At 40.1% G+C, this 25,020-nt stretch carries 22 protein-coding genes; 3 read left to right on the plus strand and 19 right to left on the minus strand.

What is annotated here, in order from left to right:
* The first annotated feature begins 4 nt into the window (after positions 1-4).
* A complete protein-coding gene (locus ACE01N_RS16975) occupies positions 5-3,070 on the plus strand; it encodes an efflux RND transporter permease subunit (protein ID WP_380591624.1) in 3,066 nt (1,021 codons plus the stop codon).
* Position 3,071: 1 nt separating this feature from the next.
* On the opposite strand, the gene ACE01N_RS16980 is transcribed toward ACE01N_RS16975, so the two are convergent.
* From ACE01N_RS16980 to ACE01N_RS16990, 3 genes are read right to left on the minus strand one after another with little or no spacing between them, the layout of a single operon-like run.
* Positions 3,072-4,304: a CinA family nicotinamide mononucleotide deamidase-related protein gene (locus tag ACE01N_RS16980; RefSeq protein WP_380591626.1), complete on the minus strand. Its 1,233-nt coding sequence runs from the start codon at positions 4,302-4,304 to the stop codon at positions 3,072-3,074.
* A 9-nt stretch (positions 4,305-4,313) separates the two neighbouring features.
* Positions 4,314-6,218 carry a DUF294 nucleotidyltransferase-like domain-containing protein gene (locus tag ACE01N_RS16985; protein ID WP_380591628.1) on the minus strand — a complete coding sequence of 635 codons (1,905 nt, stop codon included), beginning with the start codon at positions 6,216-6,218 and terminating at the stop codon, positions 4,314-4,316.
* 6 nt (positions 6,219-6,224) lie between these two features.
* Positions 6,225-6,929: a 3'-5' exonuclease gene (locus ACE01N_RS16990; protein WP_380591630.1), complete on the minus strand. Its 705-nt coding sequence runs from the start codon at positions 6,927-6,929 to the stop codon at positions 6,225-6,227.
* Between the two features lie 159 nt (positions 6,930-7,088).
* Between ACE01N_RS16990 and ACE01N_RS16995 the strand changes: the two genes are divergently transcribed.
* A complete protein-coding gene (locus ACE01N_RS16995; RefSeq protein ID WP_380591632.1) occupies positions 7,089-8,231 on the plus strand; it encodes an ATP-binding protein in 1,143 nt (380 codons plus the stop codon).
* A 269-nt stretch (positions 8,232-8,500) separates the two neighbouring features.
* Here ACE01N_RS16995 and cysK read toward each other — a convergent pair whose 3' ends face one another.
* The 15 genes from cysK to ACE01N_RS17070 all read right to left on the minus strand — a co-directional run bounded on the left by cysK (position 8,501) and on the right by ACE01N_RS17070 (position 21,207).
* Positions 8,501-9,451 carry a cysteine synthase A gene (gene cysK, locus ACE01N_RS17000; RefSeq protein ID WP_380591634.1) on the minus strand — a complete coding sequence of 317 codons (951 nt, stop codon included), beginning with the start codon at positions 9,449-9,451 and terminating at the stop codon, positions 8,501-8,503.
* An 11-nt stretch (positions 9,452-9,462) separates the two neighbouring features.
* Positions 9,463-9,918, minus strand: coding sequence for an OsmC family protein (locus ACE01N_RS17005; protein WP_375727447.1), 456 nt, complete (start codon positions 9,916-9,918; stop codon positions 9,463-9,465).
* 256 nt (positions 9,919-10,174) lie between these two features.
* Entirely contained in the window at positions 10,175-10,699 is a 525-nt protein-coding gene (locus ACE01N_RS17010; protein ID WP_380591637.1) for a flavodoxin domain-containing protein, read from the minus strand.
* 297 nt (positions 10,700-10,996) lie between these two features.
* Positions 10,997-11,482, minus strand: a complete 486-nt coding sequence (gene nuoE, locus ACE01N_RS17015; protein ID WP_380591639.1) for an NADH-quinone oxidoreductase subunit NuoE — start codon at positions 11,480-11,482, stop codon at positions 10,997-10,999.
* Positions 11,483-11,492: 10 nt separating this feature from the next.
* Positions 11,493-13,280 (minus strand): NADH-dependent [FeFe] hydrogenase, group A6, encoded by a 1,788-nt coding sequence (locus ACE01N_RS17020; RefSeq protein ID WP_380591641.1) that lies wholly within the window; start codon positions 13,278-13,280, stop codon positions 11,493-11,495.
* Positions 13,281-13,287: 7 nt separating this feature from the next.
* Positions 13,288-15,081: an NADH-ubiquinone oxidoreductase-F iron-sulfur binding region domain-containing protein gene (locus tag ACE01N_RS17025; protein ID WP_380591643.1), complete on the minus strand. Its 1,794-nt coding sequence runs from the start codon at positions 15,079-15,081 to the stop codon at positions 13,288-13,290.
* Positions 15,082-15,092: 11 nt separating this feature from the next.
* The gene (locus ACE01N_RS17030) at positions 15,093-15,488 is read right to left on the minus strand and encodes a (2Fe-2S) ferredoxin domain-containing protein (RefSeq protein ID WP_375722282.1); all 396 of its coding nucleotides are present in this window, start codon (positions 15,486-15,488) and stop codon (positions 15,093-15,095) included.
* A gap of 35 nt (positions 15,489-15,523) precedes the next feature.
* The gene (locus ACE01N_RS17035) at positions 15,524-16,063 is read right to left on the minus strand and encodes an ATP-binding protein (protein WP_380591646.1); all 540 of its coding nucleotides are present in this window, start codon (positions 16,061-16,063) and stop codon (positions 15,524-15,526) included.
* Between the two features lie 2 nt (positions 16,064-16,065).
* Positions 16,066-16,833 (minus strand): PHP domain-containing protein, encoded by a 768-nt coding sequence (locus ACE01N_RS17040; RefSeq protein WP_380591648.1) that lies wholly within the window; start codon positions 16,831-16,833, stop codon positions 16,066-16,068.
* Between the two features lie 84 nt (positions 16,834-16,917).
* Positions 16,918-17,250: a DRTGG domain-containing protein gene (locus ACE01N_RS17045; protein WP_380591650.1), complete on the minus strand. Its 333-nt coding sequence runs from the start codon at positions 17,248-17,250 to the stop codon at positions 16,918-16,920.
* Positions 17,237-18,619 (minus strand): [Fe-Fe] hydrogenase large subunit C-terminal domain-containing protein, encoded by a 1,383-nt coding sequence (locus ACE01N_RS17050; protein ID WP_380591652.1) that lies wholly within the window; start codon positions 18,617-18,619, stop codon positions 17,237-17,239. Before ACE01N_RS17050 ends, ACE01N_RS17045 begins: the two co-directional genes overlap by 14 nt.
* On the minus strand, positions 18,616-19,029 hold the full coding sequence (locus tag ACE01N_RS17055; RefSeq protein ID WP_380591654.1) for an ATP-binding protein: 414 nt from the start codon (positions 19,027-19,029) through the stop codon (positions 18,616-18,618). The genes ACE01N_RS17050 and ACE01N_RS17055 overlap by 4 nt, the downstream gene beginning before the upstream one ends.
* 4 nt (positions 19,030-19,033) lie before the next feature.
* The gene (locus ACE01N_RS17060) at positions 19,034-19,378 is read right to left on the minus strand and encodes a DRTGG domain-containing protein (protein WP_375727436.1); all 345 of its coding nucleotides are present in this window, start codon (positions 19,376-19,378) and stop codon (positions 19,034-19,036) included.
* 253 nt (positions 19,379-19,631) lie between these two features.
* Positions 19,632-20,204, minus strand: a complete 573-nt coding sequence (locus tag ACE01N_RS17065; protein WP_380591657.1) for a pentapeptide repeat-containing protein — start codon at positions 20,202-20,204, stop codon at positions 19,632-19,634.
* 73 nt (positions 20,205-20,277) lie between these two features.
* Entirely contained in the window at positions 20,278-21,207 is a 930-nt protein-coding gene (locus ACE01N_RS17070) for a bile acid:sodium symporter family protein (RefSeq protein ID WP_380591659.1), read from the minus strand.
* A 194-nt stretch (positions 21,208-21,401) separates the two neighbouring features.
* On the opposite strand from ACE01N_RS17070, the gene ACE01N_RS17075 reads away from it, so the two are divergent.
* Positions 21,402-22,769, plus strand: coding sequence for an Ig-like domain-containing protein (locus ACE01N_RS17075; protein ID WP_380591661.1), 1,368 nt, complete (start codon positions 21,402-21,404; stop codon positions 22,767-22,769).
* Between the two features lie 61 nt (positions 22,770-22,830).
* Here the strand turns inward: ACE01N_RS17075 and ACE01N_RS17080 are convergent, their stop codons facing one another.
* A complete protein-coding gene (locus ACE01N_RS17080) occupies positions 22,831-25,017 on the minus strand; it encodes a hybrid sensor histidine kinase/response regulator transcription factor (protein ID WP_380591663.1) in 2,187 nt (728 codons plus the stop codon).
* Between the last annotated feature and the right edge of the window lie 3 nt (positions 25,018-25,020).

The raw sequence follows: 25,020 nt of genomic DNA on the forward strand, positions 1-25,020 counted from the left end.
AGACATGGTTAAATTTCTCATAAACAAGCCTATTGCCGTATCAATGGTTTTCATAATCTTAATGGTACTCGGTATTATTTCGTTACGATATATTCCGGTATCATTAATGCCTGAAGTCGATATTCCTGAAATAACCGTACGAATTTCAACACCTGAAACATCAGTTAATGAGGTGGAAGAGCGGTATACTACCCCTATCAGAAGACAGCTTTTACAGGTTAACCATATCAGGGATATAAAAAGTACCTCGTACAACAATAAGGCCTATATTAAAATATATCTCACTTATGGTACAAATTTGCAGTATGCATATCTTGATGTGAACGAAAAAGTTGATGCAATAATGCAGGGGATGCCTAGGGAATTTGAACGGCCCAAGGTCATCAAGGCAAGTGCCACAGACATTCCTGCGTTTTACCTCAGCGTATCAATGAAACAGGCGTTTTCGGGCAATGAGGAACGCTTTTTCGAGCTGAGTCAGTTTTGCGAATCTGTCATAAAAAAAAGAATAGAACAGTTACCCGAAGTCGCCATGTCTGACATCACAGGAATGGATTATCCTGAAATTTACATTGAGTTGGATGAGGCTATTTCCAATCAACTGGGAATCGACAGAAACACGATTAGTAAAACACTTACTGACAACAATATTAACATTGGAAATATCATTGTCAGGGAAGGTCAGTACATATACAATGTGAAGTTTTCATCTGTCATCATAGACCGGTTCGATCTTGAAAACATTTTAATAAAATCGGGAAATCGTGTCTTTAAATTAGGTGATATTGCAAAAATTGGTGTTCGGAGCAGAAATACTGAAGGGCTGTTTTTAACCAAAGATAAAACCGGATTATCGATGGCCATCATTAAAAAAAGTGATGTGCAGATGAAAGAACTGAAAAAAGCATTTTCTGATCTGCTGGTCCAAATGAAAAGTGATTATCCAAGGTTGTCGTTCGAAGTATCCAGAGACCAGACCGCACTGTTGAGTTACTCTATCGGTAATTTAAGGAACACCCTTATTTCGGGATCAATACTGGCCATTATTATCATGCTGCTGTTTCTGTCAGATTATAAAAGTCCTGTTTTAATTGCTATTTCTGTCCCGGTGAGCCTGATAATTACCATGCTGCTGTTTTACCTTACGGGGATATCCATCAACATTATTTCGCTTTCCGGATTAGTATTAGGGGTCGGAATGATGATCGATAATTCCATCATCGTTATCGACAATATACACCAGTACCATAAACAAAATGAGATAAACCTGGCATGCATTTTAGGAACGAATGAAGTTATCAAACCTTTACTGAGTTCGGTATTAACCACCTGTGCCGTATTTATACCCTTACTGTTCTTGAGCGGCATTACCGGTGCACTGTTTTATGATCAGGCCATTGCCATAACTATCGGTTTGTTTATTTCCCTATTTGTTTCCATTACCTTGTTGCCTGTGTATTACAGAATCTTTTATTCCCGGGGAAATGCAGAAACATCAAAGGTTAATAAAATTCTAAAAAAAATCAGTTTGTACAGTACCATTGAAGGAAGCTACGACAAAGGCTTTGATTTTATTTTTAAATACAGAAAACCGGCCATTATAGTATTGGTTCTTCTCATTACAGCCGGCTTGTATATTTTTAATCAACTGCCCAAGGAAAGTTTCCCAAAGTTCGAAGAGAATGAAAGTCTGGTGATGGTTGACTGGAATGAAAATATATCGGTACAGGAAGGAGCCGACCGTATGAAAACACTTTTTAAGCAGGTTGAGTCCAATGTTGTACATTTTAATGCGAATATCGGGAAGCAGGAGTACCTTCTCGCGCACAGCAATGAACTGGATATTAACGAGGCAGAACTATACGTTAAAACCAGTTCTGCTCAATCTCTGGACTCGGTAAGATATGCCATAAAAAATTGGATCACAAACACATACCCGGGAGCTACCTACAGTTTCGCTACTCCTCCAAATTTGTTTGAGCAGGTATTTAAAGTAGAAAAAACACCTTTAATTGTAAAGTTCTGGGATAATAAACAAAATGGTGCAGTTGATGCAGAAATGTTTGGTGTTATACAAAGAGATATGGCAGAACAAACAGGTTTTACGATTGCCAGCAACCAGGCATTTCAGGAGTATTATGTACTTCACCCCAATTTTGAAAACATCAACCTGTATAATGTGAATTTGAATTCCATTACTTACGCATTGCAAAAGGGCTTAAGAGGATACCAGATCACAAATCTTAAAAACGGAAATTACCTGATACCCATAGTATTAACTGAGGACCAAAAATCGTTCGACAAAATAATGAATGAAACACTGATACAAAATGAGAGTCGTGTTCCTATTCCATTATCAGAACTGATCAGCTTTGGAAAGACCATAGATTATAAGAAAATTGATGGTGGAAAAGAGGGTAGCTACAATCAGCTTTTTATTCAGGCCAGTGAAAAAGAAAGCACAAAACTGATATCTGAAATAAATGCTTTCTTTAAAACAAACCCTGCTATTGACCACGTTTTCACCGGTGCAGTTTTCCGCAACCGGGCATTGGTTAACGAATTAATTGTTGTATTACTGATTGCTGTTTTACTGCTCTACTTCATCCTGGCCAGCCAGTTTGAATCTCTTACACAACCCCTGATTGTATTGCTGGAAATTCCTCTTGATATTGCTGCCGTTCTGTTGATTCTAAGGATTACAGGTACAAGTCTTAACCTTATGTCACTGATTGGAATTATTGTGATGACCGGTATAATCATCAATGATTCTATCTTAAAAATTGACACCATTAACCGGCTTCGAAAAGATGGCTTCAAGCTTATTGATGCCATTCATAAAGGAGGACAAAGGAGGCTCAAACCTATTATTATGACAAGTTTAACGACTATACTGGCTCTGGTCCCTTTTCTGTTTGGACATGATTTAGGTTCCGTTTTACAAAGGCCACTGGCAATCGCCATCATTGGAGGTATGTTTTTTGGTACTATTGTCAGTCTGTTTATAGTTCCCCTTTTATACTGGTTTCTGTTCAGAAAGAACGCAAATGTAAGAACTACAACAGAATAAATCAGATATCTTTCAGATACTTATTCAGAGCCATTAGGGCATTGGTTGCAGTCCGTTCTATGTTAACCTGGCGGGTGTAAGGCAATGAGAGTTTCTTTGCAAAACAATCTCCTTTTATGCACCACCCTAACCAAATAGTACCGACCGGTTTTTCAGGCGTACCACCATCGGGACCGGCAATACCACTGGTTGCGATACCTATCGCGGTATTTAAGCGCCGGCTTACTCCCAATGCCATGGCAATAACGACCTCTTCTGAAACAGCACCATAATTAATAAGCAACTCCTCCGGCACATCGAGCATATCCATTTTCACTGCATTATCGTAAGCAACCACTGAACCTTTAAAATACTTTGAACTTCCGGGTACGGACGTTATCTTATGCGCTATAAGACCACCGGTACAACTTTCTGCCGTGGCTATAGTCAGATTCTTATCCAATATCAGTCTGGCGAGAATCCGTTCAGGCAATATTTCATCTTCAGATACCAATATGCTGCCCACCTCATGCTTCAACCTGTTTAAATACGTATCATAAGTAGAACCTGCATTTTTTCCGGTCAGTCGTAGTTTGATATATCCGGGAGATGGTAAGTAAGCCAGACGAATACTTTCGGGCAAATCGCTTTCAAATTCGGACAGATTTTCAGCCAGCTCGGCTTCCGTGATTCCTGAAACCACAATGGTTTTATATATGTTCAGGTTCTGAAGGTTAAATTTCTGTATCAGCTGAGGAACGACATCCAATTCCATGGATTTTTTCATTTCATACGGAACACCGGGCATTGATACCACAACTCTGCCCTTTTCCTCAAACCACATAATCGGTGCTGTACCTAATGAGTTCATAATAATCCTGGCTTTTTCAGGTACTTCGGCCTGTGACCGGTTATGCGCATTGATATGCCCTATCCGCGGTAAAATAATGCGTTCAACATTTTCCAAAACGTCCTCATTAAACACAAAACCGGAATTAAAGTACGCTGCCAGAACCTTTTTTGTAATATCATCGTTTGTCGGTCCGAGTCCACCGGTTATTAACACCACATCAGAATTTTCCAGTGCATAATCAAGTGCACCTACAATAGAGTTTCTTTCGTCTCTGACACTTTGTTTTCCTGCAATCTCAAAACCTTCCTTTGAAAGGTATTCTCCTATCCATGCAGAATTTGTATCAATCACCTGACCAATCAGCAATTCATCGCCAATTGTAATTATATGTACGCGAACCATCTTCTGTTGTTATAAACCTGTTATACCGAATTCCAGTTTTAACAGCGACTGGAAGTTCTTAATCACTTTAAAAATCTCTTTCAGGGTAATTTGTTCAACCTGCGTTAATTTTGCGGGCTCAATAAAATTCGTTGGTTCAAGGTAATCGTGAATAATATTCTTTGCCTGAGCCTTTAAACGTAACCCCATCAAATAATAGTAGGCCTGACTAAACTCCCTGTAATTATCCTGGTTCAGGATTCCTTTTTCCCGCAATGCCAGCAAACGCTCACCAGTATTGGTCTTATTAATTCCGTTTCGTAAACAAAGCATCCGTGCGAGGTCAACGATCGGCGTCATCGCCTTCTTAATATCCACAACCTTTCGCTCGTTATCCTCAAAAGTCCGGATAGTATTGAATAATGTAATAGGCGGTTCGTACAAAAGGGCATTGTTTGCCATACTCCAATAGAACTTTGAACTGGCCTTTTCAAGCAAAGCATTCACATGTGTGAATAGCCCGGTGAGCAATTCCGGGTCACCATGAATAAACCGGCAATCAAAAAACGTGGTTACATTGATGGCAGACTGCTTTCCAGCCTGATTGATCCACTCTTCGTAATTCCTTTTCCAATGTGATAATGAATGTGTCCAGTCAGGATTTTTTGCCATGTATCCACCTTTGCAAAAGCTAAAACCAATCCGGTCGAGCCGTTCAGAGACCAATGTGGCAAAGTGCAGAAAGTACTCCCTAACCTCTTCCCTGTGCTCATTGGCTTTGTCTTCGTATATAATGGCATTGTCCTGATCTGTTAATAACGTTTGTTCCTTGCGGCCTTCGCTTCCCAACACAAAAAACGCAAATTTTGCAGGTGGCTCAGGAACAACTTTCAGCACACCTTCGATGACACGGTGCAGTATTGAATCGGAAATGGTAGTCACAATCTGGTTCACCACTGCAGCATTCACCCCACGTCCTAAAAGCTGATTCACAATTTCCGGTACCTGATCCCATTTTTCTTTCAGATCCTTAACAGACCACGCCGATTTTACGGATTGAATAAACAATAATGGAGACTGTGCGTGTTCTGATAATAAACGGTGACGGTCGAGTACACCGACATGATCACCGGTTCGCACCAAAATATAGTTAATTTTTTCGCGAAACATGGTCAGAATTGCCTCATAAACCAGGGTTTCACCTGACATTTCCACAACGGGTGTTTCCATTATTGCTTCTACAAAACCATCCGGAGAGAAATTTTCAGCCAATCCTTTCTCAATGATGCTTCTATGTGTTACAAAACCAAGATACTGCCCTTTTTCCTCCACGAAAAGACAGGGGACATTGTTCTGCTTCATTATTTTAGCCGCATCACGCAAGGAGGTATAAGGTGCACAAAAAACCACATCGCGGGATTCAAACGCATTCAGTCTGCGGCTGTAGATCTGATCAGCGTCCAGAAAATTTCCCTCCCTCGTATTATGGCGCTTCACAAAATGAGCATACTCATCATTTAGAACTTTCTGTGCAAACAGTGTGGTGAAATAATTAAAAAACCCACTGAAACTCCGGCATACTTCCTTAAATTCAACCTTATCCATAAAAAGAATCCGTGTTCCCTTTTTAGCAACCACCGTACGGATAGAAACTTTTTTATTCAGCAAAACTGAGCCACCGCCAAACACATAGCCGGTTTTATATACTTCATCCAGGCGCTGAACATTATTGCTGTCGTAAAAAAATGCATCGTATTGCCCCTCCACAATAATATCAATACCTTCCAGTTTGGTCTCATCCTGACGGTATATCAACGTTTCCTTAGTATAATACTTCTCTTCCATCAGTTCGGCCACATGCTCCAGAACCTCTTCGGGCAGTAAATCGAATGGCCTGGTCTGCCTTAAAAAATCTATCCGCTCTTCTTTCGTCATCCTTTTTTACATTACATATTTTAAAATCAACACAATGGCCGTCACAACAATCAGCCACAACAGGATATTCGCTATCCGTAGGGCAACAACATTCCGATTTAATCCTATCTTTTGTACCTGATCCGAAATTACCTGATCCGTTATAATGCCCCGTTTCTGAAGTTCAAAAAAACAGGACGCTGTAGTTTCTGCATCGTTCAGTGCATTATGAGGATTCTGTTGATTTTTATTGAATAATTTTCGGTATAGATCCTGCAGTCTCAGGTATTGCGATCCTGAAGGAGCTAAATCTGCATCATGCGTGAGCTGCATGGTACAAAACGTTTTTAAGCGATCCGGATCATACTGCACTCCTGACCTGTGAAATCCTACGTCCAGCATTTTACGGTCAAATTCGAGGAAATGGCCAACCACCAAAGGCTGATAAAATTCAAAATCCGCAGCCAATAACTCTACGACCTCTTTACGGTCCTCCCCTATTTTCTCAAGCTTTTTTAAAGTGATCCCATGAATTTTACGGGATGATTTCTTAATCCTGATCCTTCCGGGTTTAATGTAGTGATTTTCGCTTTTAACTTTTTTACCACCCTCGTCATAAATCACCCAACTGATCTGCAGGATATAGGGCCAGTTTTTTTCAAACAGAACCGGGTTATCCCAGTGCTTAGGAACGCCTGATGTCTCTGTATCTAAAAAAAGGATGTATTTCATAAATGGCAGCCCTCAATTCCGGATCAATACAAAATTGGGAAAATAAATTGACTAATGTACTGATTACTAAAAATCATTCTTAATTTTAATTATTTAAATATAATTTCATAAATTTACTTTTAATTATCATGTATTTTAAAACTATATATTTTAATTATCATGTATTTAAGAAAACAAATATTTGAAGGATCTGAAAATGAAAGTTTATTTCTTTGGGGTGTCAGACAAACTGGCAAAAGCACATTATTAAAATCTTTGTTTAACGATTCATTATGGTTTGACCTTCTAAAAACCGATATATTTGAACAGTTAAACCGAAAGCCTTCACAACTTAGAGAAATTATATTGGCAACCCAACCACAAAAACCAATAATTATTGATGAGATACAAAAAATCCCTGCACTACTTAACGAAATCCATTGGCTTATAGAAAATAACCATAATATTTTTATTTTGAGTGGCTCCAGTCCAAGGAAAATTATTCGTAGCGAATCCAATCTACTCGGGGGAAGAGCTTTGCGTTACGAATTATTCCCGCTAACAAGTGCAGAAATACCAGATTTTGATTTAAAAAGGGCATTAAATAATGGTCTGCTCCCAAGACATTATCTATCTAACAATCCTAAGAAATTGATATCTGCTTATATTGGGAATTATCTAAAGGAGGAAATAATAGCGGAAGCTCGAATAAGAAACGCCTCTCTTTTTTCATTGTTCCTGGAAATGGCAGCCTTCTCAAACGGAGAAATAATTAACTATTCAAATATTGCTTCAGAATGTGGTGTAAGTGCTCCAACAGTCAGGGAATATTTTCAGATACTAATCGATACATTAACCGGAAGATTTCTTCCTTCCTTTCAAAAGAAACCAAAAAGAAGAGTAATACAGGCTCCAAAATTTTATTTTTTCGATATCGGAATTGTTAACTATTTATTGAAACGCGGTGAAATTGAAATTGGAAGCGAAGCTTTCGGGCATGCGTTTGAACACTTTATTTACCAGGAAATTACTGCCCACAGTCATTATAGTGGACTAAATTATCCTGTTCGTTATTGGCGTACAGCTTCACAAATTGAGGTAGACTTTATTTTAGGAGACCATGAAACAGCCATTGAAGTGAAATCAACCCGCAACGCCATTCCACGCCATGCAAAAGGGTTACAGCATTTTGCAGAAGAATACATTGTAAAAAATCAAATATTAATTACTAATGATACATATCCTCGTCAAATGGGGGACTGCCTGGTTTTACCGTGGCAAATTTTTCTACAAAAATTATGGGCAGGAGAATTAATATCCTAAACTTTAGTATAGCATACTTACCCTAATGCAAAAACTTATACAAGCTACCGATATGGAAGTTATCAATTTTCGTTTAGATTGATTCTTTCAGACCTTTTGCAAAAATAAAGGAATCTCTGTCTTTAACCAGAACAAAAACAGCCACTGCCGGAAGATTACCAACAGTGGCTGAATTTTTTGTTACAGCGACAATTAAACAGATATCAGAACATCTAAGAAATATATTTTATTGTCGTTAACTTTTCCAAAGTTTAAAACTTTGGAAAAGCTCATATCATAACACGATAATTTACCTCGCTTTGCTCATAATCGAACAATGCGGTTGATAAGTAGCGTTCTCCTGTATCGGGTAGCAAAATAACAATCGTTTTTCCTCTACTTTCAGGTCTGGATGCAATTTCAAGGCCTGCAGCAAGCGCTCCTCCTGATGAAATACCAACCAGAATCCCTTCATTTACGCCGAGCTTTCGGGCCGCATCTATTGCATCATCCTCGTTGACCCGAACAATTTCATCGTAAATTTCTGTATTTAGAATCTCAGGTACAAAACCGGCACCAATACCCTGTATTTTATGTGGCCCCGGATCTCCACCTGACAGTACCGGCGATTTTTCAGGCTCGACAGCCACGATTTTCACATCGCCTTTTTCACTTTTCAGAACTTCACCCACTCCGGTTATGGTTCCACCGGTTCCAATTCCTGCCACAAACACATCCACATTTCCTTTTGTATCTTCCCAAATCTCCCGAGCTGTTGTCTGACGATGTATATCAGGATTCGCCGTGTTCTTAAACTGTTGAGGAATAAAGGTTTTATCATATTTCTCTGCCAGTTCAAAAGCACGTGATATGGCACCTTTCATACCTCCCTCTTTTGGCGTCAATTCAAGTTCTGCACCCAAAGCCTTTAGGATTTTTCGTCGTTCAATACTCATGCTTTCCGGCATGGTAAGGATTAAACGATAGCCTTTTGCTGCACTGACCAAAGCCAGTCCGATACCGGTATTCCCGCTGGTTGGTTCAATGATAACGGTATCTCTATCCAACAAGCCATCTTTTTCTGCCTGCTCTATCATATTTTTAGCGATCCTGTCTTTCACTGAACTACCCGGATTAAAGGCTTCCAGCTTAACCAATACATTTACACCTTCCGGTGCTAGTTTATTGAGTTTTACCAATGGTGTTTTACCAATTGTTTCTGTGATATTATTATAAATCATGATACTATATTTTAGTTTGAATAAGCAACTTTACGATTAAGGTTCAGATGTAAAGGTGTTGGGTTGGTAAGATTATCATTTACCGGACAGCGTTGTTTAATAACCTTTACCCAATGATCCAGCTCTTCTTCGGAAGCTACAGTTACCGGTTCAAAATCCACTACTATGTTTTTGAAGCCTGCTCTGTCTTCGGTTTCATTACCGAATAATTTATCAGGATTCAGATTCCCGCTTACACTGATCTTCAAGCCCTGCAGCACAATACCCAGTTCCTTTGCCGTAAGGTGAGCCACCACATTTAAACAACCAGCATAGCTTGCCAACAGATATTCCACCGGATTAGCTCCTTTATCTTCACCACCCAACGCAGGTGGCTCATCCACTACAATACTAAAATCCCTTGCAACTGCATTCAGGCGTGTTGCTGTTTCAGAACTCCCGTTAACTTTAAAATTTAAATCTGCCATTTTATTGAAATTAAAAACTTAAAAACGAAAAAAGCCCCCCGCAACTTGCGGAGGGCTTTCATATCTAACACTATTTATTTCTACTTCATATCAGACAATGAGATTTCCTTCCGCAAGGTTTTGCAGAACATCATACAACAACACATCATATTGGTATGAAAATATCTCATTTATCCTACTAATTTTATAGGGTACAAATTAAACCTATTTAGATTTAATTGACAAAATAAAATAACGCCTTTTTACAAATTAATTCTCAGAGTTCACCTGAAATATCTGACAACCAGCTCTCTATACGTCTGTTTGTCAACTCGGGTTCGGAGTCTTCATCAATAGCCAAACCGACGAATTTGCCATCTACTATGGCTTTTGATTCATTAAAAGCATACCCATCTGTTGAAGTTTCACCAATAATCTGCAGTCCGGCAGCTTCCAGCTTTTTCTTCATATACATCATGTCATCCACAAAGTTATCGGGATAAAGTACCTGATTACCCAGTCCTAAAAGCGCACCTTTTTTACCATCCAGCCGGATATTTTTTTGCTCCATATCTGCAAAGAAAGGTCTCCAGTCCATTTCTGTTTCCTTATTACTCCAGTAATCGGCACCAACAGTTGAACCACCAAAGATATAAGTATCAAAATCATTCAGCTGCTCTGTTGTCATATCTTCCACACAGATAAAAGACACTGAAAAACCAGTAAGCTTCTCTTTGATGATGTTGGCAACATGTTCAACGCTACCACCTTTAGGCCAATAAATTAATGCAAGTTTTTTCATTTGTACTTTTTTAGATACAAGACACAAGAATCAAGACACAAGACTTATCAAATAACGTCTGAGGGTATATTCCTGATATCATATAATAGTTTTAATAATTCAGTAAATATCGGTTTTTATGATTAAAAAACAATAGGATAAGTGCAGTTGTTCAACAGCTATTTTATACCTGTTTTAGTTTACCCGCAATGTTACATAAAAAACAAATGGCGTAGCCATATAGACTACGCCAAACTGTTAATTATTTTTGATTGGAACGAGGGTTTCACTCAAGTGAAGCCCTCACTAACGTTTCAATTATTTATATTCCGCAATAATATCGGCTACCATTTCGGGAGCTACGCGGCCATAGGTCTTTTCTCCTACCATAACAACCGGTGCCAGACCACAGGCACCTACACAACGCAGACAACTCAGCGAAAATTCGCCATCAGTTGTCACCTCACCCACTTCAATACTCAGTTGCTTTTTAAATTCATCAAGTACATTTTCTGCACCACGAACATAGCATGCAGTTCCTGTACAAATTGAGATTGGATTTTTACCCTTAGGTACCATGGTGAAGAATGAGTAAAAGGTCACCACACCATAGACCTTGGCCACTGACATTTTCAGTTCTGCAGCGATCAATTCCTGAACCTCTGCAGGTAAATAGCCGAAGTGTTCCTGGGCTTTGTGCAACACATTTATCAGTTCCCCTTTATCGTTTCTGAATTCCGCACAAATCTTTTTGATGAATTCAGTATCCTGTTTCTTAAGTTTTATTGTGATGTTATCTGCCATGATTCATGCTTTATTCGTTAACTTCTTCCTGAAATTTCACCTGTCTGTCAAAATAATTGGTATGCAACAGATGATGCGCTTTTTCACTCATAGGCTCACCCAGAAATTCTTCATACAGTTTAATGATGTACGGATTCTGATGTGATTTACGGATTGGTTTTCCTGCATCCTCACGGTAAATAGCTTCCACCCGTTTTTTAAGAATAGAACTTTTTCCATGATGCAAGGGTTGACCACCTCCACCGATACAACCGCCGGGACAGGACATAATTTCTATGGCATGATACACACATTTCCCGGTCTGAATGCATTCAAGCAATTTCCGTGCATTTCCCAGTCCGTGAGCGATACCGATATGAATGGGCGTGCCATCAAAATCGATGGTTGCCTGACGGAAACCTTCCATACCGCGCAGTTGTTTGAAGTCCACTTTTTCAAGTTCCTTGCCTGTATAAAGTTCGTAAGCTGTACGTACGGCCGCTTCAATAACACCTCCCGTTGCACCGAAGATAACAGCGGCACCGGATGAGTCACCCATTGGTCGGTCGAAATCTTTTTTCGGCAGTGATTTGAATTCCACATTCGCCCGTTTCACCAGATTAGCCAGCTCGCGGGTCGACAAAACATAGTTTACGTCAGGATCATTTTTCACCTTAAATTCATCACGCTGACGCTCATATTTTTTAGCCAGACAAGGCATGATGGAAACCACAATCAGTTTTTCTCTTTGTATACCCAGTTTATCCGCAAAATAGGTTTTTGCAATTGAACCGAACATCTGCTGCGGTGACCTTGCAGTAGAAGGAATATCGATCAGATCGGGGAACTGCTTTTCGAAGAAATTTACCCAGGCAGGACAACAGGACGTCAGGATCGGCAATTTAACCGATTCATCACCTTTCAGATGTCTTTCCAGACGGGATAACAACTCCGTTCCTTCTTCCATAATGGTCAGGTCGGCAGCGAAGTCGGTATCAAATACATAATCGAACCCCAGCTCTTTTAACGCTGAAACCATCTGGCCGGTCACCAGTGTACCGGCCTCATAACCAAACTCTTCTCCAAGGGCTGCTCTAACTGCTGGTGCTGTCTGAACAATGACTGTTTTATCCGGATCAGCCAGTGCCCGGATGACTTCATTGGTATGGTTAACCTCGGTCAATGCTCCCGTTGGACACACAGCCACACATTGCCCGCAATAGGTACAAACGGAATCCTTCAGGTCCATTTCGAACGCCGGAGACACTACGGCATTAAACCCGCGGTTAATACCGGACAATGCACCTACAGTCTGAACCTCATTACACATGGTTTCGCACCGGCGGCACATGATACATTTATCCATATCGCGGATGATAGATGGCGAAAAGTCTTCACGGTACGTGGATTGTTCGCCCTGGTACCTGATCTCACGCACATCGAAACGGTGTGCCATGGATTGCAGGTCGCAGTTACCGGATTTAGGACAAATGAGACAGTCAGCAGGGTGATCGGACAACAACAGTTCCATCACGGTCCGGCGTGCATTTAAAACACGCATGCTGTTGGTCCTTACGATCATACCTTCTGCTACATCCGTTGCACACGATGGTGCCAGGTTACGGCGTCCGTCCACCTCTACCACACAAATACGGCAACCGGCAGGTTTGTTTTCAATGCCCATATCATCCAGCTTCATGTGACAAAGCGTGGGAATATCTATTCCAACAGAACGGGCTGCTTCCAGAATAGTGGTTCCTTTTTCGACCACTACTTTATGTTTATCGATGGTTAACGATACTATTTTTTTAGATTCCACAGTTCTTCTATTTTAATATTACGGCATTAAACTTACACTTATCCACACACGCACCACATTTTATACATGTTTCCTGGTTTATGGTGTGCAGCATCTTCTTTTCTCCAGTTATGGCACCAACCGGACAGGCTCTTGCACAAGCTGTACAGCCCACACACTCCTCTTCGGTGATATAATACTTCATTAATGCCTTACACGTTCCGGCAGCACATTTATGCTCTTCCACATGTTGTATATATTCATCCCAGAAATTCTCCATGGTTGACAAAACCGGATTCGGTGACGTCTGCCCCAAACCACAAAGCGAAGTATCTTTGATGACACTGCAAAGGTTTTTAAGGATATCAAGATCTTTCCGTGTAGCTTTTCCTTCTGTAATTTTTGTCAGGATCTCATGTAAACGCTTGTTTCCGACACGACAAGGCGCACATTTTCCACACGACTCCTCCACCGTAAATTCCAGGAAGAACTTTGCCATGGACACCATACAATCGGTTTCATCCATTACAATCATTCCACCTGATCCCATCATGGAACCTGCAGCAATCAGGTTGTCAAAGTCGATGGCCGTCTCCAGGTGATTTTCCGTTAAACAACCACCAGAAGGACCACCGGTCTGAACCGCTTTAAATTTCTTACCACCTTTAATTCCGCCTCCAATATCGTAAATGACTTCACGTAAGGTAATCCCCATTGGAACCTCGATCAACCCAACATTGTTGATTTTTCCGGCCAGGGCAAACACCTTGGTTCCCTTGCTTTTATCTGTACCAATCTTATTGAACCAATCCGCTCCCTTTAAGAATATGACCGGAATATTAGCCAGTGTTTCCACATTGTTCACGTTGGTCGGTTTATTCATATAACCGCTTTCTGCCGGAAACGGAGGCTTCAGTGTTGGCTCACCACGCTTCCCTTCCATGGAATGGATCAATGCTGTTTCCTCACCGCAAACAAATGCTCCGGCACCATAACGCAGTTCAATGTCGAACGCAAAACCGGTTCCGAAAATATCGTTACCCAACAGGCCGTATTCCCTTGCCTGATCCAGGGCTATTTTAAGTCGTTTGATCGCTAACGGATATTCCGCACGAATGTAAACCAGGCCTTTACTGGCACCGATGCAGTAACCACAAATAGCCATGGCTTCAATTACGGAATGCGGATCACCTTCCAGGATGGATCTGTCCATAAATGCGCCCGGGTCACCCTCATCAGCATTACACACCACATATTTCTGATCCGCTTTGTTTTTACGGGCAATATCCCATTTGATACCTGTGGGAAAACCACCTCCTCCACGTCCGCGGATTCCACTCTCAATAACCTCCAGAATAGCCTGTTCAGGAGATAATTCTGTCAACACTTTCCCCAGTGCCACATAAGCATCTCTGGCAATGGACTCATCTATGTTTTCTGGATTTACAAAACCACAGTTTCTAAGCGCAATACGCAACTGCTTTTTGTAGAAATCCATTTTCTGTGTATCGCTTACGGACTCTTTTTTCTTTGGGTCATTATAAAGCAGACGTTTTACCTTACGTCCTTTCACCAGATGTTCCTTTACAATCTCATCCACATCCTCCGGCGTTACCTGCACGTAGAAGGTATTATCCGGCATGATCTTAACAATGGGGCCTTTTTCACAAAAGCCGAAACAACCCGTACCTACAACCTGCGCCTCTTCAGACAGGCCGTTTTCCTGTATAGCGGTTTTGAGGTTCTGAATGATCTCATCACTTCGTGATGCCTTACACCCGGTACCTGCACAAACCAGTATGTCAAATTTTGTATCTGTCATTCCGGGTCCTCCTATTCCTGAATATTTTTATACGATACCGGAATAACGCCATCCACAAGCTGACCACCTTTAATGTAGGTTTCTATGATATCATCAGCCTTCGACATATCCACATGTCCGAATACAACCGGTTCCTTCCCCGGGATGGTTACTTCAACGGTAGGCTCCGCATAGCAATAGCCCATACAACCGGTCTGGGTTACTACAGCATCAATCTGACGCTTTTTCAGAGCTGAGATGAAAAAGTTCATCGTTTCACGTGCTCCTGAAGCAATGCCACAGGTTGCCATAGCGACTTTTACCTGCACTACCTTTTCAGGATTCAGCCCCTTTTCCCTCATATCCATCTTGTTCTGAAGGTTTTCCCTGAGCTTTTTTAAATCATCGAGAGTTTTAACTTTTGTCATAGCTAACTGACAGTTTTTTTAAGATTGTTAGATAATTATTTTAGTTCTTTTATGTTATTCTTCACTATTTCTTTTAAGCCTGTTACCACATCAAGGTCGTTTATAGGCAAGCCCTCAAAAAGCTGTTTCACTTCCCTTGTATCCAGTATAAAATCGCCTTTTTCAGACGTGTACGTCATGATAAAGTCTACCTCAGGATATCCCGTCGCAATGTTGACAAACACATCATCTATTTCACCTTCGGGCGGACGATCGATGTGTGACAGGCCAAAGGTTGCCTTTAGTTCGGTTCCTTTGCCCGGTACACTTTTAATGTCTACCTTGCCTCCACTCATTTCACTGTTCTGCACCAAAAGCGGTATGCCCAACCCTACTTTCCTGGTTTTACGTGTTGTGTAAAACGGATTCGTCAGATTTTTCACCATGTCAGCATCCATTCCAATGCCGTCATCCTTAATCTCCAGTACAAGTGTATCCCTGGTTATATCCTTTTCCAGCGAAATATAAACCAGTGTAGCATTTGCTCGCACTGAGTTTTCTGTTATATCAAGTATATGTGATGCAATGTCCTTCACACCTAAAATCCTACCTGTTCATCTTCATATTCAAACCCAATCACATGGCGTCCCTTCTCATTTCTTAAAGCTTTTTTCAGCTCCCTGAATGTTGGCTTTTTAGCTTTTATCAGTGTTACTGCCCGGCCAATATCATCCACCCGGTGTGCATCGGAAGAAGTCAATAAAACATGATCAGCACTTTCCGGATATTTCCTTTTCAGCACGTTGTCTTTCGTATTGTAGGAAAACTCCAGTGCATCCACTTTCAATCCCTGAGGCAGTATACCCAACTGAGAATACAGTCCGTATGCCTGACGATCCACGTGTGCCGGAATAAACAAACCTCCCAGACTGTGAACCTTCGTTTCCACATCCTCAATGCTTTGATCAATGGCCGATAAAAGCAGCCGTTTCTCATTATGAATAATGTGTTCTTCTGCATCTACTGCCACCTGAAACCCAAACACATGTTCCTTATTTTTTATATCCGGCAAATGCTCATCCAGGTAAACCTGAAACTCACCTGCCAGCTCCCTGTTTTGAAACAGACACAGCACATGAACATCTTCACGTGTTGTAACCTCCGCACCGTACAAGACTTTAATTCCAATCTGCTTTCCCATTTCCCTGATCACGCCCGCCTGTCTGGTGGAGTTATGATCAGTAATCGCAATGATATCAAGTCCTCTGACCTGCGCTTCTGATATTATATTGGCAGGACTCATCTCCAGTTCACCACATGGTGAAAGTACCGAATGAATATGGAGATCAATCCTTAGTGTTTTCATTTTATAGTATCAGGTATCAAGTATCAAGTATCAGGAATCAAGATTATCGCATGTCTTGTGTCTTGATACTTGTGTCTTGTTTCTTTATTTAATCAACTTGTATAATTTCCCACTCAGCGGAAATACCTCTTCGGTTGATCCTAAAACCGGTAAACCTTCTTCTTTAGCAAAATGCAGCATTTCTTCATCCGGTTCAATTCCCTTTGCCAGGATAACCGCAGCCACTTCCCTTAATGTAGCAATAGCCACCACGTTTTTATGATTTTGTATGGTGATCCAAACAGAATCTTCTTCTACATTTCCCATTACATCCGATAACAAATCGGATACATACCCGCCGTTTACCGGATTATCAAGTTGTTCTTCTCCTGCATAAACAGTGAGATTCAATGCTTTCTTTATATCAGATATTTTCATTTTTGGCTCCTTTTTTCGTACAGTCTTTGTCCAGTCTCGATTTTCCCCAGACTTTTTCAATAATCTTAATGGCATGATCCGGGCTTAGTTTTTTATGTTTTTCCATTTGGCGTTGCATAAAAATACAATGAGAAAGATTGGCCTTTCGGTTCACGATATCTTCGGCCAGTGTCCGGCATGTTGGTGCACCACAGGCACCACAGTCGATACCTGGAAGGTAACACATCAGGTCACGCGCCCGCTGCATTTTTTTCATAGCTTTCACCATGTCTTCATCAAGCACAATACTGCGGGGTTCAATAGGCTGATTCAGGAAGATTCGCTCAGTAAGATAATCCGCCTTGTCATTAAAATTCCTTACCGTAGGACCATTTTTTTCCTGAAAGCGGTCACGGTGTTCCTTTACCCTGTTATTGAGCCTTTCCACAATTAAAAACCTGTTATCACAATTCAGAATACCACCGGCACAGGATTCGTCGCACATGCGTAATTCCAGAAAGTTGACACTGTTCATCTCGTCATTTTCCACTTTTTCAAGAAATGCATTCGTATTCCTTATACCGTCTATGGATAGTGATCGTCCCTTAATATGTTTGGCTTCGCCATTTGTTAAAGGCCAGCGTATGGATATATCATCCAGTATATTTTCCTCTACCTCATCAGGGATGGGCGGATTCTCAGTTTTAAGTATTTTAAGCAGCTTATTGTAAACCGTATTGATGTTTATTACACCATCAATCTGTGATTTTTCTTCTCCAACAGGACTTTTAATAGCGGCTATTTTAGCGGCACATGGGGTAAGATAAAAGATGCCAATCCTGTTTTTATCAAATCCTTCCTCATGTAATTTTTCACGGTAGTACTCTGCCGCAACATCCGCCGGTGCCTTCAGATGAATGATATTATCGACGAGCGAGGGGAACTTTACCTGAATAGTCCGAACCACAGCGGGACAAAATGAAGAAATTAAAGGCTTAATCTCGGCCTTATCAACCTGTTTATTAATCTGATCACGAAGGAGGTTCACCCCGGCTTCTATCCCGTAGATATGGGTAAAGCCAATGTCCTTCATTAGTTTTCTAACCAGTTTTGGTGGCACAGCCGATGGAAACTGACCGTAAAACACAGATGGGATCAATGCGACACGGCAATCAAACTGCATCATGGTTTCCATATCATCATGAACCACGGAGTAGGCATCAACCGGACAAACCCTGAAGCATTCGCCGCAATCCACGCACCGCTCTGCACTCAGATCAGCCTTCCCGTTAACAATGCGTATAGCTTCAGTCGGACAGGCTTTCATACAATGTGCACAGCCAATACATTTGTTGTAATCTATTTCTATGGCATGAAAAAATCCTTTCACCTGATATAATTTGTTAATTCCAATGTTGTTCCTACGCCTACTTCAGAATCTATTTTCAGTTCATCCACATTTTCCTGAATGTTCGGCAAGCCCATTCCGGCACCGAAACCCATTTCCCGCACTGCCTTTGATGCAGTAGAAAAACCTTTGGTCATAGCCAGTGGTATATCCGGTATACCGGGTCCCTCATCCTGCAAAACGAGCCTTATCACATCCGGATCGATATCAACTTTAATTGACCCTCTTTGGGCATGCGCTGCAATATTTACTTCGGCTTCGTATAAGGCAATAACAGTACGTTTAATTATTTTATGATCCACACCAAGTTGCTTGAGGATTTTCTTCACCTCACTCGAAGCTTTTCCCGCCTGTGTAAAATCACCTCCTGTTACCTTAAACTCAAAGTGCATCCTTCTAATATATTGGTTCCAATCCTGCCTTATACAACATTCCCACTGCCCTGAACATTGATTTGGTAGAGGACAACAGAACCATGTTGTTTTCTTTGGCCAATTCACACATTTCTGGTGTCACGGCTTTGTTACGTACAAAAATTATCTGTGATATATCTGCCATTTCTGCGGTTCTGATGGTTTGCAGATTAGCCAGACCCGTAATCAGAATCATATTGTCTGTATCCAGCGTCAACACATCGCTCATCATATCAGATGCAAATCCAAACCGGACCTCCCTGTTTAACATATCACCACCGCACACCACCCTGGCATCCAGCACTTCTATAACATCAGATAATTTCATCAAATTTCAATCCTTTTAAACAACATCAACATACACCCGATGCAAATTTTCCGCAAAGATATGTGAAAAAATCATGACGATAACACACTAAAAGTCAGGTATTAGCAATTCATAATGCTTCTAAATTACAGAAATATTTCTTTAATGCAGAATATCAATATATTGAGTATACGATCAGAGGTATGTGAATAAGTATGATCTATGGCGGGAATGGATTACAGCCCTTAGTTTTTTAAAATCAAAATGTAAAAACCTAATCGATAATGATATCATATTTGTCCAACAAACCGGTAATACTGTCCACTGAAAACTTTGCATTTTTAATGTTGTTTTCTTCCGGGTCAATGATAAAATTGAACGATTTTTTCAGATCTGCCTTTTGAAGGTTTGTCCGGTCGAATAATGCATTCGATAGATTGCAGTCACGTATAATAATGCCAGACAGATCTGCTTCAGAAAAATCAGTTTCAATCAGATTACAGGTATAGAACGAACTGTTCTTAAGGTTCATCCCATGAAATGACGTCAGATTTAAAATACACCTCTGGAATGTCATTGCCAAAGCAAATGGATTGCAGACTTCAAACCGCACACCCAACAACTTACATCCGGTGAATTTAATGCTCTTCAAACCAGTGTTGTCAAGCTTCACTGCAGTCATATCGCAATTAAGAAACTCACACTCCATAAAGTTATAATCTGTAAGATCCTGTTTTGAAAAAATACAATTCTGAAACGTGCAGTTTTCGTAATCACCAGGTTCCAGGATTTCATCGTTAAAGTTAACACCGCTGTAATCTGTATCTTCAATCAAAGGTTTACTCATTCCCCAAATTTTAATCCAAATTTAAGAATCTTCGTTTAAAAAAGAATGCACAATGAAAAAATTCCTTAAAAAGTCAGATGTGATTACCGTTAAAATGCTGATATATTTTTGAGAAGGTCGGTTGTGCCAGGATCCATGGCACCTCAGACAACAGCGTTACAAACATAACCTGTTCTGAAAAATAGTTATTGGCAAACAGGATGATTAATCCATTATTCATAACACCAAACAGTAGAGCATTCGACCAGCGCTCCTTTTTATTGGCTGCAGGCATAACAAAGCCGGTTAAATACCGGATCACAAATACGGAAGTCAGCATTAAAAGCAATGGAATTGTATTCCACTGAAACAGATGCTGGCTTAAAAACGCATGATTATGAGCAATAACTATGGCTATAAAAAAGGACATATTTATGCTACCAACGGTTCCAGAATAACGCATAAACCGATCTGACAAACCCGAAAAATATTTACGGAAAACATAGGCCAGAAGTGCCGGAGGAAAAACTATTTTGGCCAGAAAAAGAATCATATCCAATCCCGATATTTCCATGTTTATGCCAAACATTAGCTTGACCAGAAGCGGTAAAACAAAAGGTATTAATGAGGAGGATATGACCACATAAACCACAGCCCAGAGCACATTCAAACCCACGAAACTGGCGATCAGGGGTGTCAGCATACCACCGCAGGCAGCCATAATCAGAAATAGCCCTGTCCGCGTTTCAACATTCAGAAAAGGGGTGATCAGATAAAGTATGACGGGCAACACTACCAGGTTCAAAAAGGTAAAAAGGATGAGTTTGCCCCAGTTGGATTTTAAATGAACTGCTTCTTCAAAGTCTATGCGTAAGCATCCCAGAAAAAACGAAAACATCAACAGTTTATCCGTAATACTGTTTCCCCAGCTGAACAAGTCTGGTACTAAAAAACCAATAACTGAGAATAACAGCATCCAGAATCCGAAATTCTGCTCTATTTTTTTAAAGATAGTTTTACCCATACAAAAGATTCGGGCATAAAGGTACAATTATGTATGATATAAAATATAGAACCTGAATTTTGTTGCTGTGCGAGCGAACTTGTCTTATCAAATCAAATTAATCCGTAATTTGATGCAACCAAACCATATTTATTCACATCATTATCAATGATGTATTGAAATTTCTGCTATAATTCCAACTTAAAACTAATATTATGAAATACGGTGTTTTAGTACTTACGGTTCTTGTCACGATGCTATATGCATGTGAGGAAAAAGGATTCGACAATAATGAATCAGATTCTGTCGTTGCTGTACAGGGCAATATTGTTGGGAAAGTGTTACAAACAGACAGCAAGGCAAAGGTAGTCGTCAGTCAGGTTTACGGGATTGATTCCACTGAGATTAATCCGGTTGACGGTTCATTTGAAATAAAAAATTTACCCGTTGGAAACTACGATTTAACCGTTAATGCAGATATGTTCCGTAAATACAACCTTCATAATGTAAATGTTCTGGCATCAGGAAATACTTATGTTGGCGAAATTGACCTCTCAACGGTACCTGACCTCATCTCATCTCACTATCCCGAAGATAAGTCTGAAATTATCTATAATAACCAGTATTCACGTCTGACAATCTCCATAATTTTTACACAGCCCATGGACAGAGAAAGTGTTGAAAAGGCATTCTCTACAACGCCCTCTACAGACGGAATATTTCATTGGGGACAATACTCAACAGCTCCAAACCGCATATACTACAGCAACGATGCAACGAACTGGGGCTACGATGCCGGTTCAACAATTACCACATACAGTAAAATTACAGCTTTCAGCTACCAGGTCAGTCAAAAAGACAGTTATGTAGATACAAGCTACACGGTCAGGTTATCCACTGAAGCACAGGATACATCGGGAAATCAATTACGCTTTCCACTTGAATTCAGTTTCAGTACCATCCAGTCCGAGAGTACACAAAATGCTATACTCAGCAGTCCGAGTAATGGTGATAACGAGGTGGACCTCATAATGACCCAGGGAATTCAGATTTCATTTCCACGGAATATGGATCAGGTTTCAACGGAACAGGCACTTTCCGTTTCCCCTGAATCAGATGCCATACTCATATGGCCGGCACAAAACCATTTAACCATTTATACAGGAGGCGTTTTACATGCCGAAACAACATACGATATTACTATTGGCGCTTCGGCTAAAGATGCTGACGGGATTGAACTCGGCAATCCGTTTCAGTTTTCTTTTAATACTTCACCTGTAAGAGTTACAAACACTTCTCCCCAAAATGGTGAAGTTTTTGTATCGGAATCCACGGCGATATATTTTTATTTCAACACCTATATGCAGAAATCAACGGTGCAAAATGCCATTAGTATTTCACCCTCTGTTTCGGGTACATTGGATTGGTACGGTAATTCAAAAACGACCATGAGATTCGACCCAAATCAGGATTTGCAGCATAACAAAAAATATACAGTTACAATTGGAACAGAAGCAAAAGACCTGTACGGAACGGCACTGAAAGAACCATATACATTTTCATTTATTGTAAGACCGGAGTAACAAAGCTATGAAATAACCACATTTTTGTTGTTCAGGAACCATTTATTATGAAGTAAGACAGTTACCGAGGTATTCTGGTCTTGTTTTGAACGTTTTTATATATATGATCTCTATACTTAGTTGGATTTTCTCCGAATTCTTCCTTGAAAAGCCTGCTAAAAGTTGATATACTTTTCATACCCACTTCAAAACTAATTTCTGTAATGTTCATTGATGTGGTTTGCAACAATTCCTTCGCCCTTTTCATGCGACAGGATCTAATATACTTCGCAACTGATAAATTAGTAAGTGCTCTGAACTTACGGTATAACTGAGATTTACTCATAGCCATTTCATCACAGAGAGTACGGATATTGAAAGATTCATCCTCAACATTTTTCCAGATAATATCATTTAGTTTTTTAATGAACTGGTCTTCTTTTTGAATAAGAGGATCAGATGAAAATTCAAGACCATTTCCATGATTATATCTTTGAAAAAGCTTCCGTCTTAATTCCAGCAATTTCTGCATCCTCACCAGCAATTCGAGCTGATTAAACGGTTTTACAATATAGGCATCGGCACCGGTTTCCAATCCCTCAATCCGGGATGGAATATCAGCTTTGGCAGTTAACAGGATTATTGGAATATGACTTGTCCGATAGTCATCTTTCAACTTTTTGCACAATTCAAAACCATCCATCTCCGGCATCATTATATCGCTGATAACGATATCGGGAATTTCGTCAATTGCCAGTTTGTAGCCTTCCTTGCCGTCTTTTGCCACATGTATTGAAAAATGATCCTGGTAACAGGCTTTCAGGTAACCAATCACATCTGGATTATCCTCTATGATTAACAATCGGTGGTGACCATTGGAAGTGATATCAAACAGTTCATTTGAATCAGAATTATTTTCCCATGATTTGTTTTCTTCTTCTAATGCTTCACTTGCAATTGATTTTTCAGTACTGGGAATACAGGGCAGTTTCACGGTAAAAATGGTGCCTAAGCTGGTATTGCTTTTAACTTCAATTGAACCGTTTAAAAGATTTACAAACTCATGTATGATAGCAAGACCAATTCCGGCACCACCTTCTTTGCGTGTGTTAGCACCATCTACCTGATAAAACCGGTCGAATATGGTTTCCAGCTTTTCCGACGGAATACCAATTCCGTTATCCTTAATTTCTATACAGATATTTTCGTCTGCATGATAAACTTTCATGCTGATCTGTCCGCCTTCAGGTGTAAATTTGATGGCGTTACTCAAAAGATTTGAAACAATAGCAGCAATCTTCTCCGGGTCAAATTCAAGTGCGTAGGACTGGCTTTCAGAAGAAAACGCCATGGAGATATTTTTCTCTTCGGCATAAAACTCTTGTAACTGGAAAACATATTTCAGAAAAGGAATAATGTTGGCGCTTATTTTATTTACCAACATCCTGCCCGATTCAAGCTTGCTTAAATCCAGCATCTGGTCAACCAGATGAAGGAGATTCTTCCCGTTTTTTATGATCGTATTCGCTTTCTCTGGAATGTTATTCTGCCCGTTACTTTTTAACGAATCTGCCAATCCCAGAATAACCGTCAGCGGTGTGCGAAACTCATGAGTAATATTGGTATAAAGCCGGGTTTTTGCTTCGTTCAGTTCTTTTTGTCGTAACGTCTCTTGTCGCTCAAGATTAGTATAAATTGTTTGGGAATAAAACGCAAAAGTTAGAATATAGATTGCTATTCCTGACAATTGGAATATGAAGTAAACCAGATTTTGCTGCGCAGTAAGTAAATCTTTTCCGCTTAATTTTCCATTAAAAACTAGTAATAAACATAATGAAACTAAATAGAAGGAAAATATTGTTATCATCCATTTATACTTATTGATGATAAGTGTGAAAAGTACAGGTACCAACCCAGCAATTATTAATCCTCCGCAGGTGAGAACCCCACCCATCTTGGCCACATATAAAAGAATAATAACCTCAAAACCAAATTTTGTTATTAATATTATGCGCTCTATTTTTTCGATTAATGAAAAAGCTAAGAGCATTACTAAACCATAAGCCAAACATACCAAAGAGTATTGCACATACATTTCCACAGATAAAATCAACGAAAATATCAAAAGAGTAAAAGTCAAAAAGAGAAAACCAATCTGGCCGTATAAGTAATATTTTTTAAGATGTTTATTGGAAGAATTATTCTGACCAGTTGATAACCAATCATCCAGTTTAGCATCTATTTTATGTGTAAATTGAAGGAGCTTCATATT

The sequence above is a fragment of the Quyinboa ferrireducens genome, from assembly GCF_042436675.1.
Taxonomy (GTDB): Bacteria; Bacteroidota; Bacteroidia; order Bacteroidales; family UBA5342; genus JBHJHP01.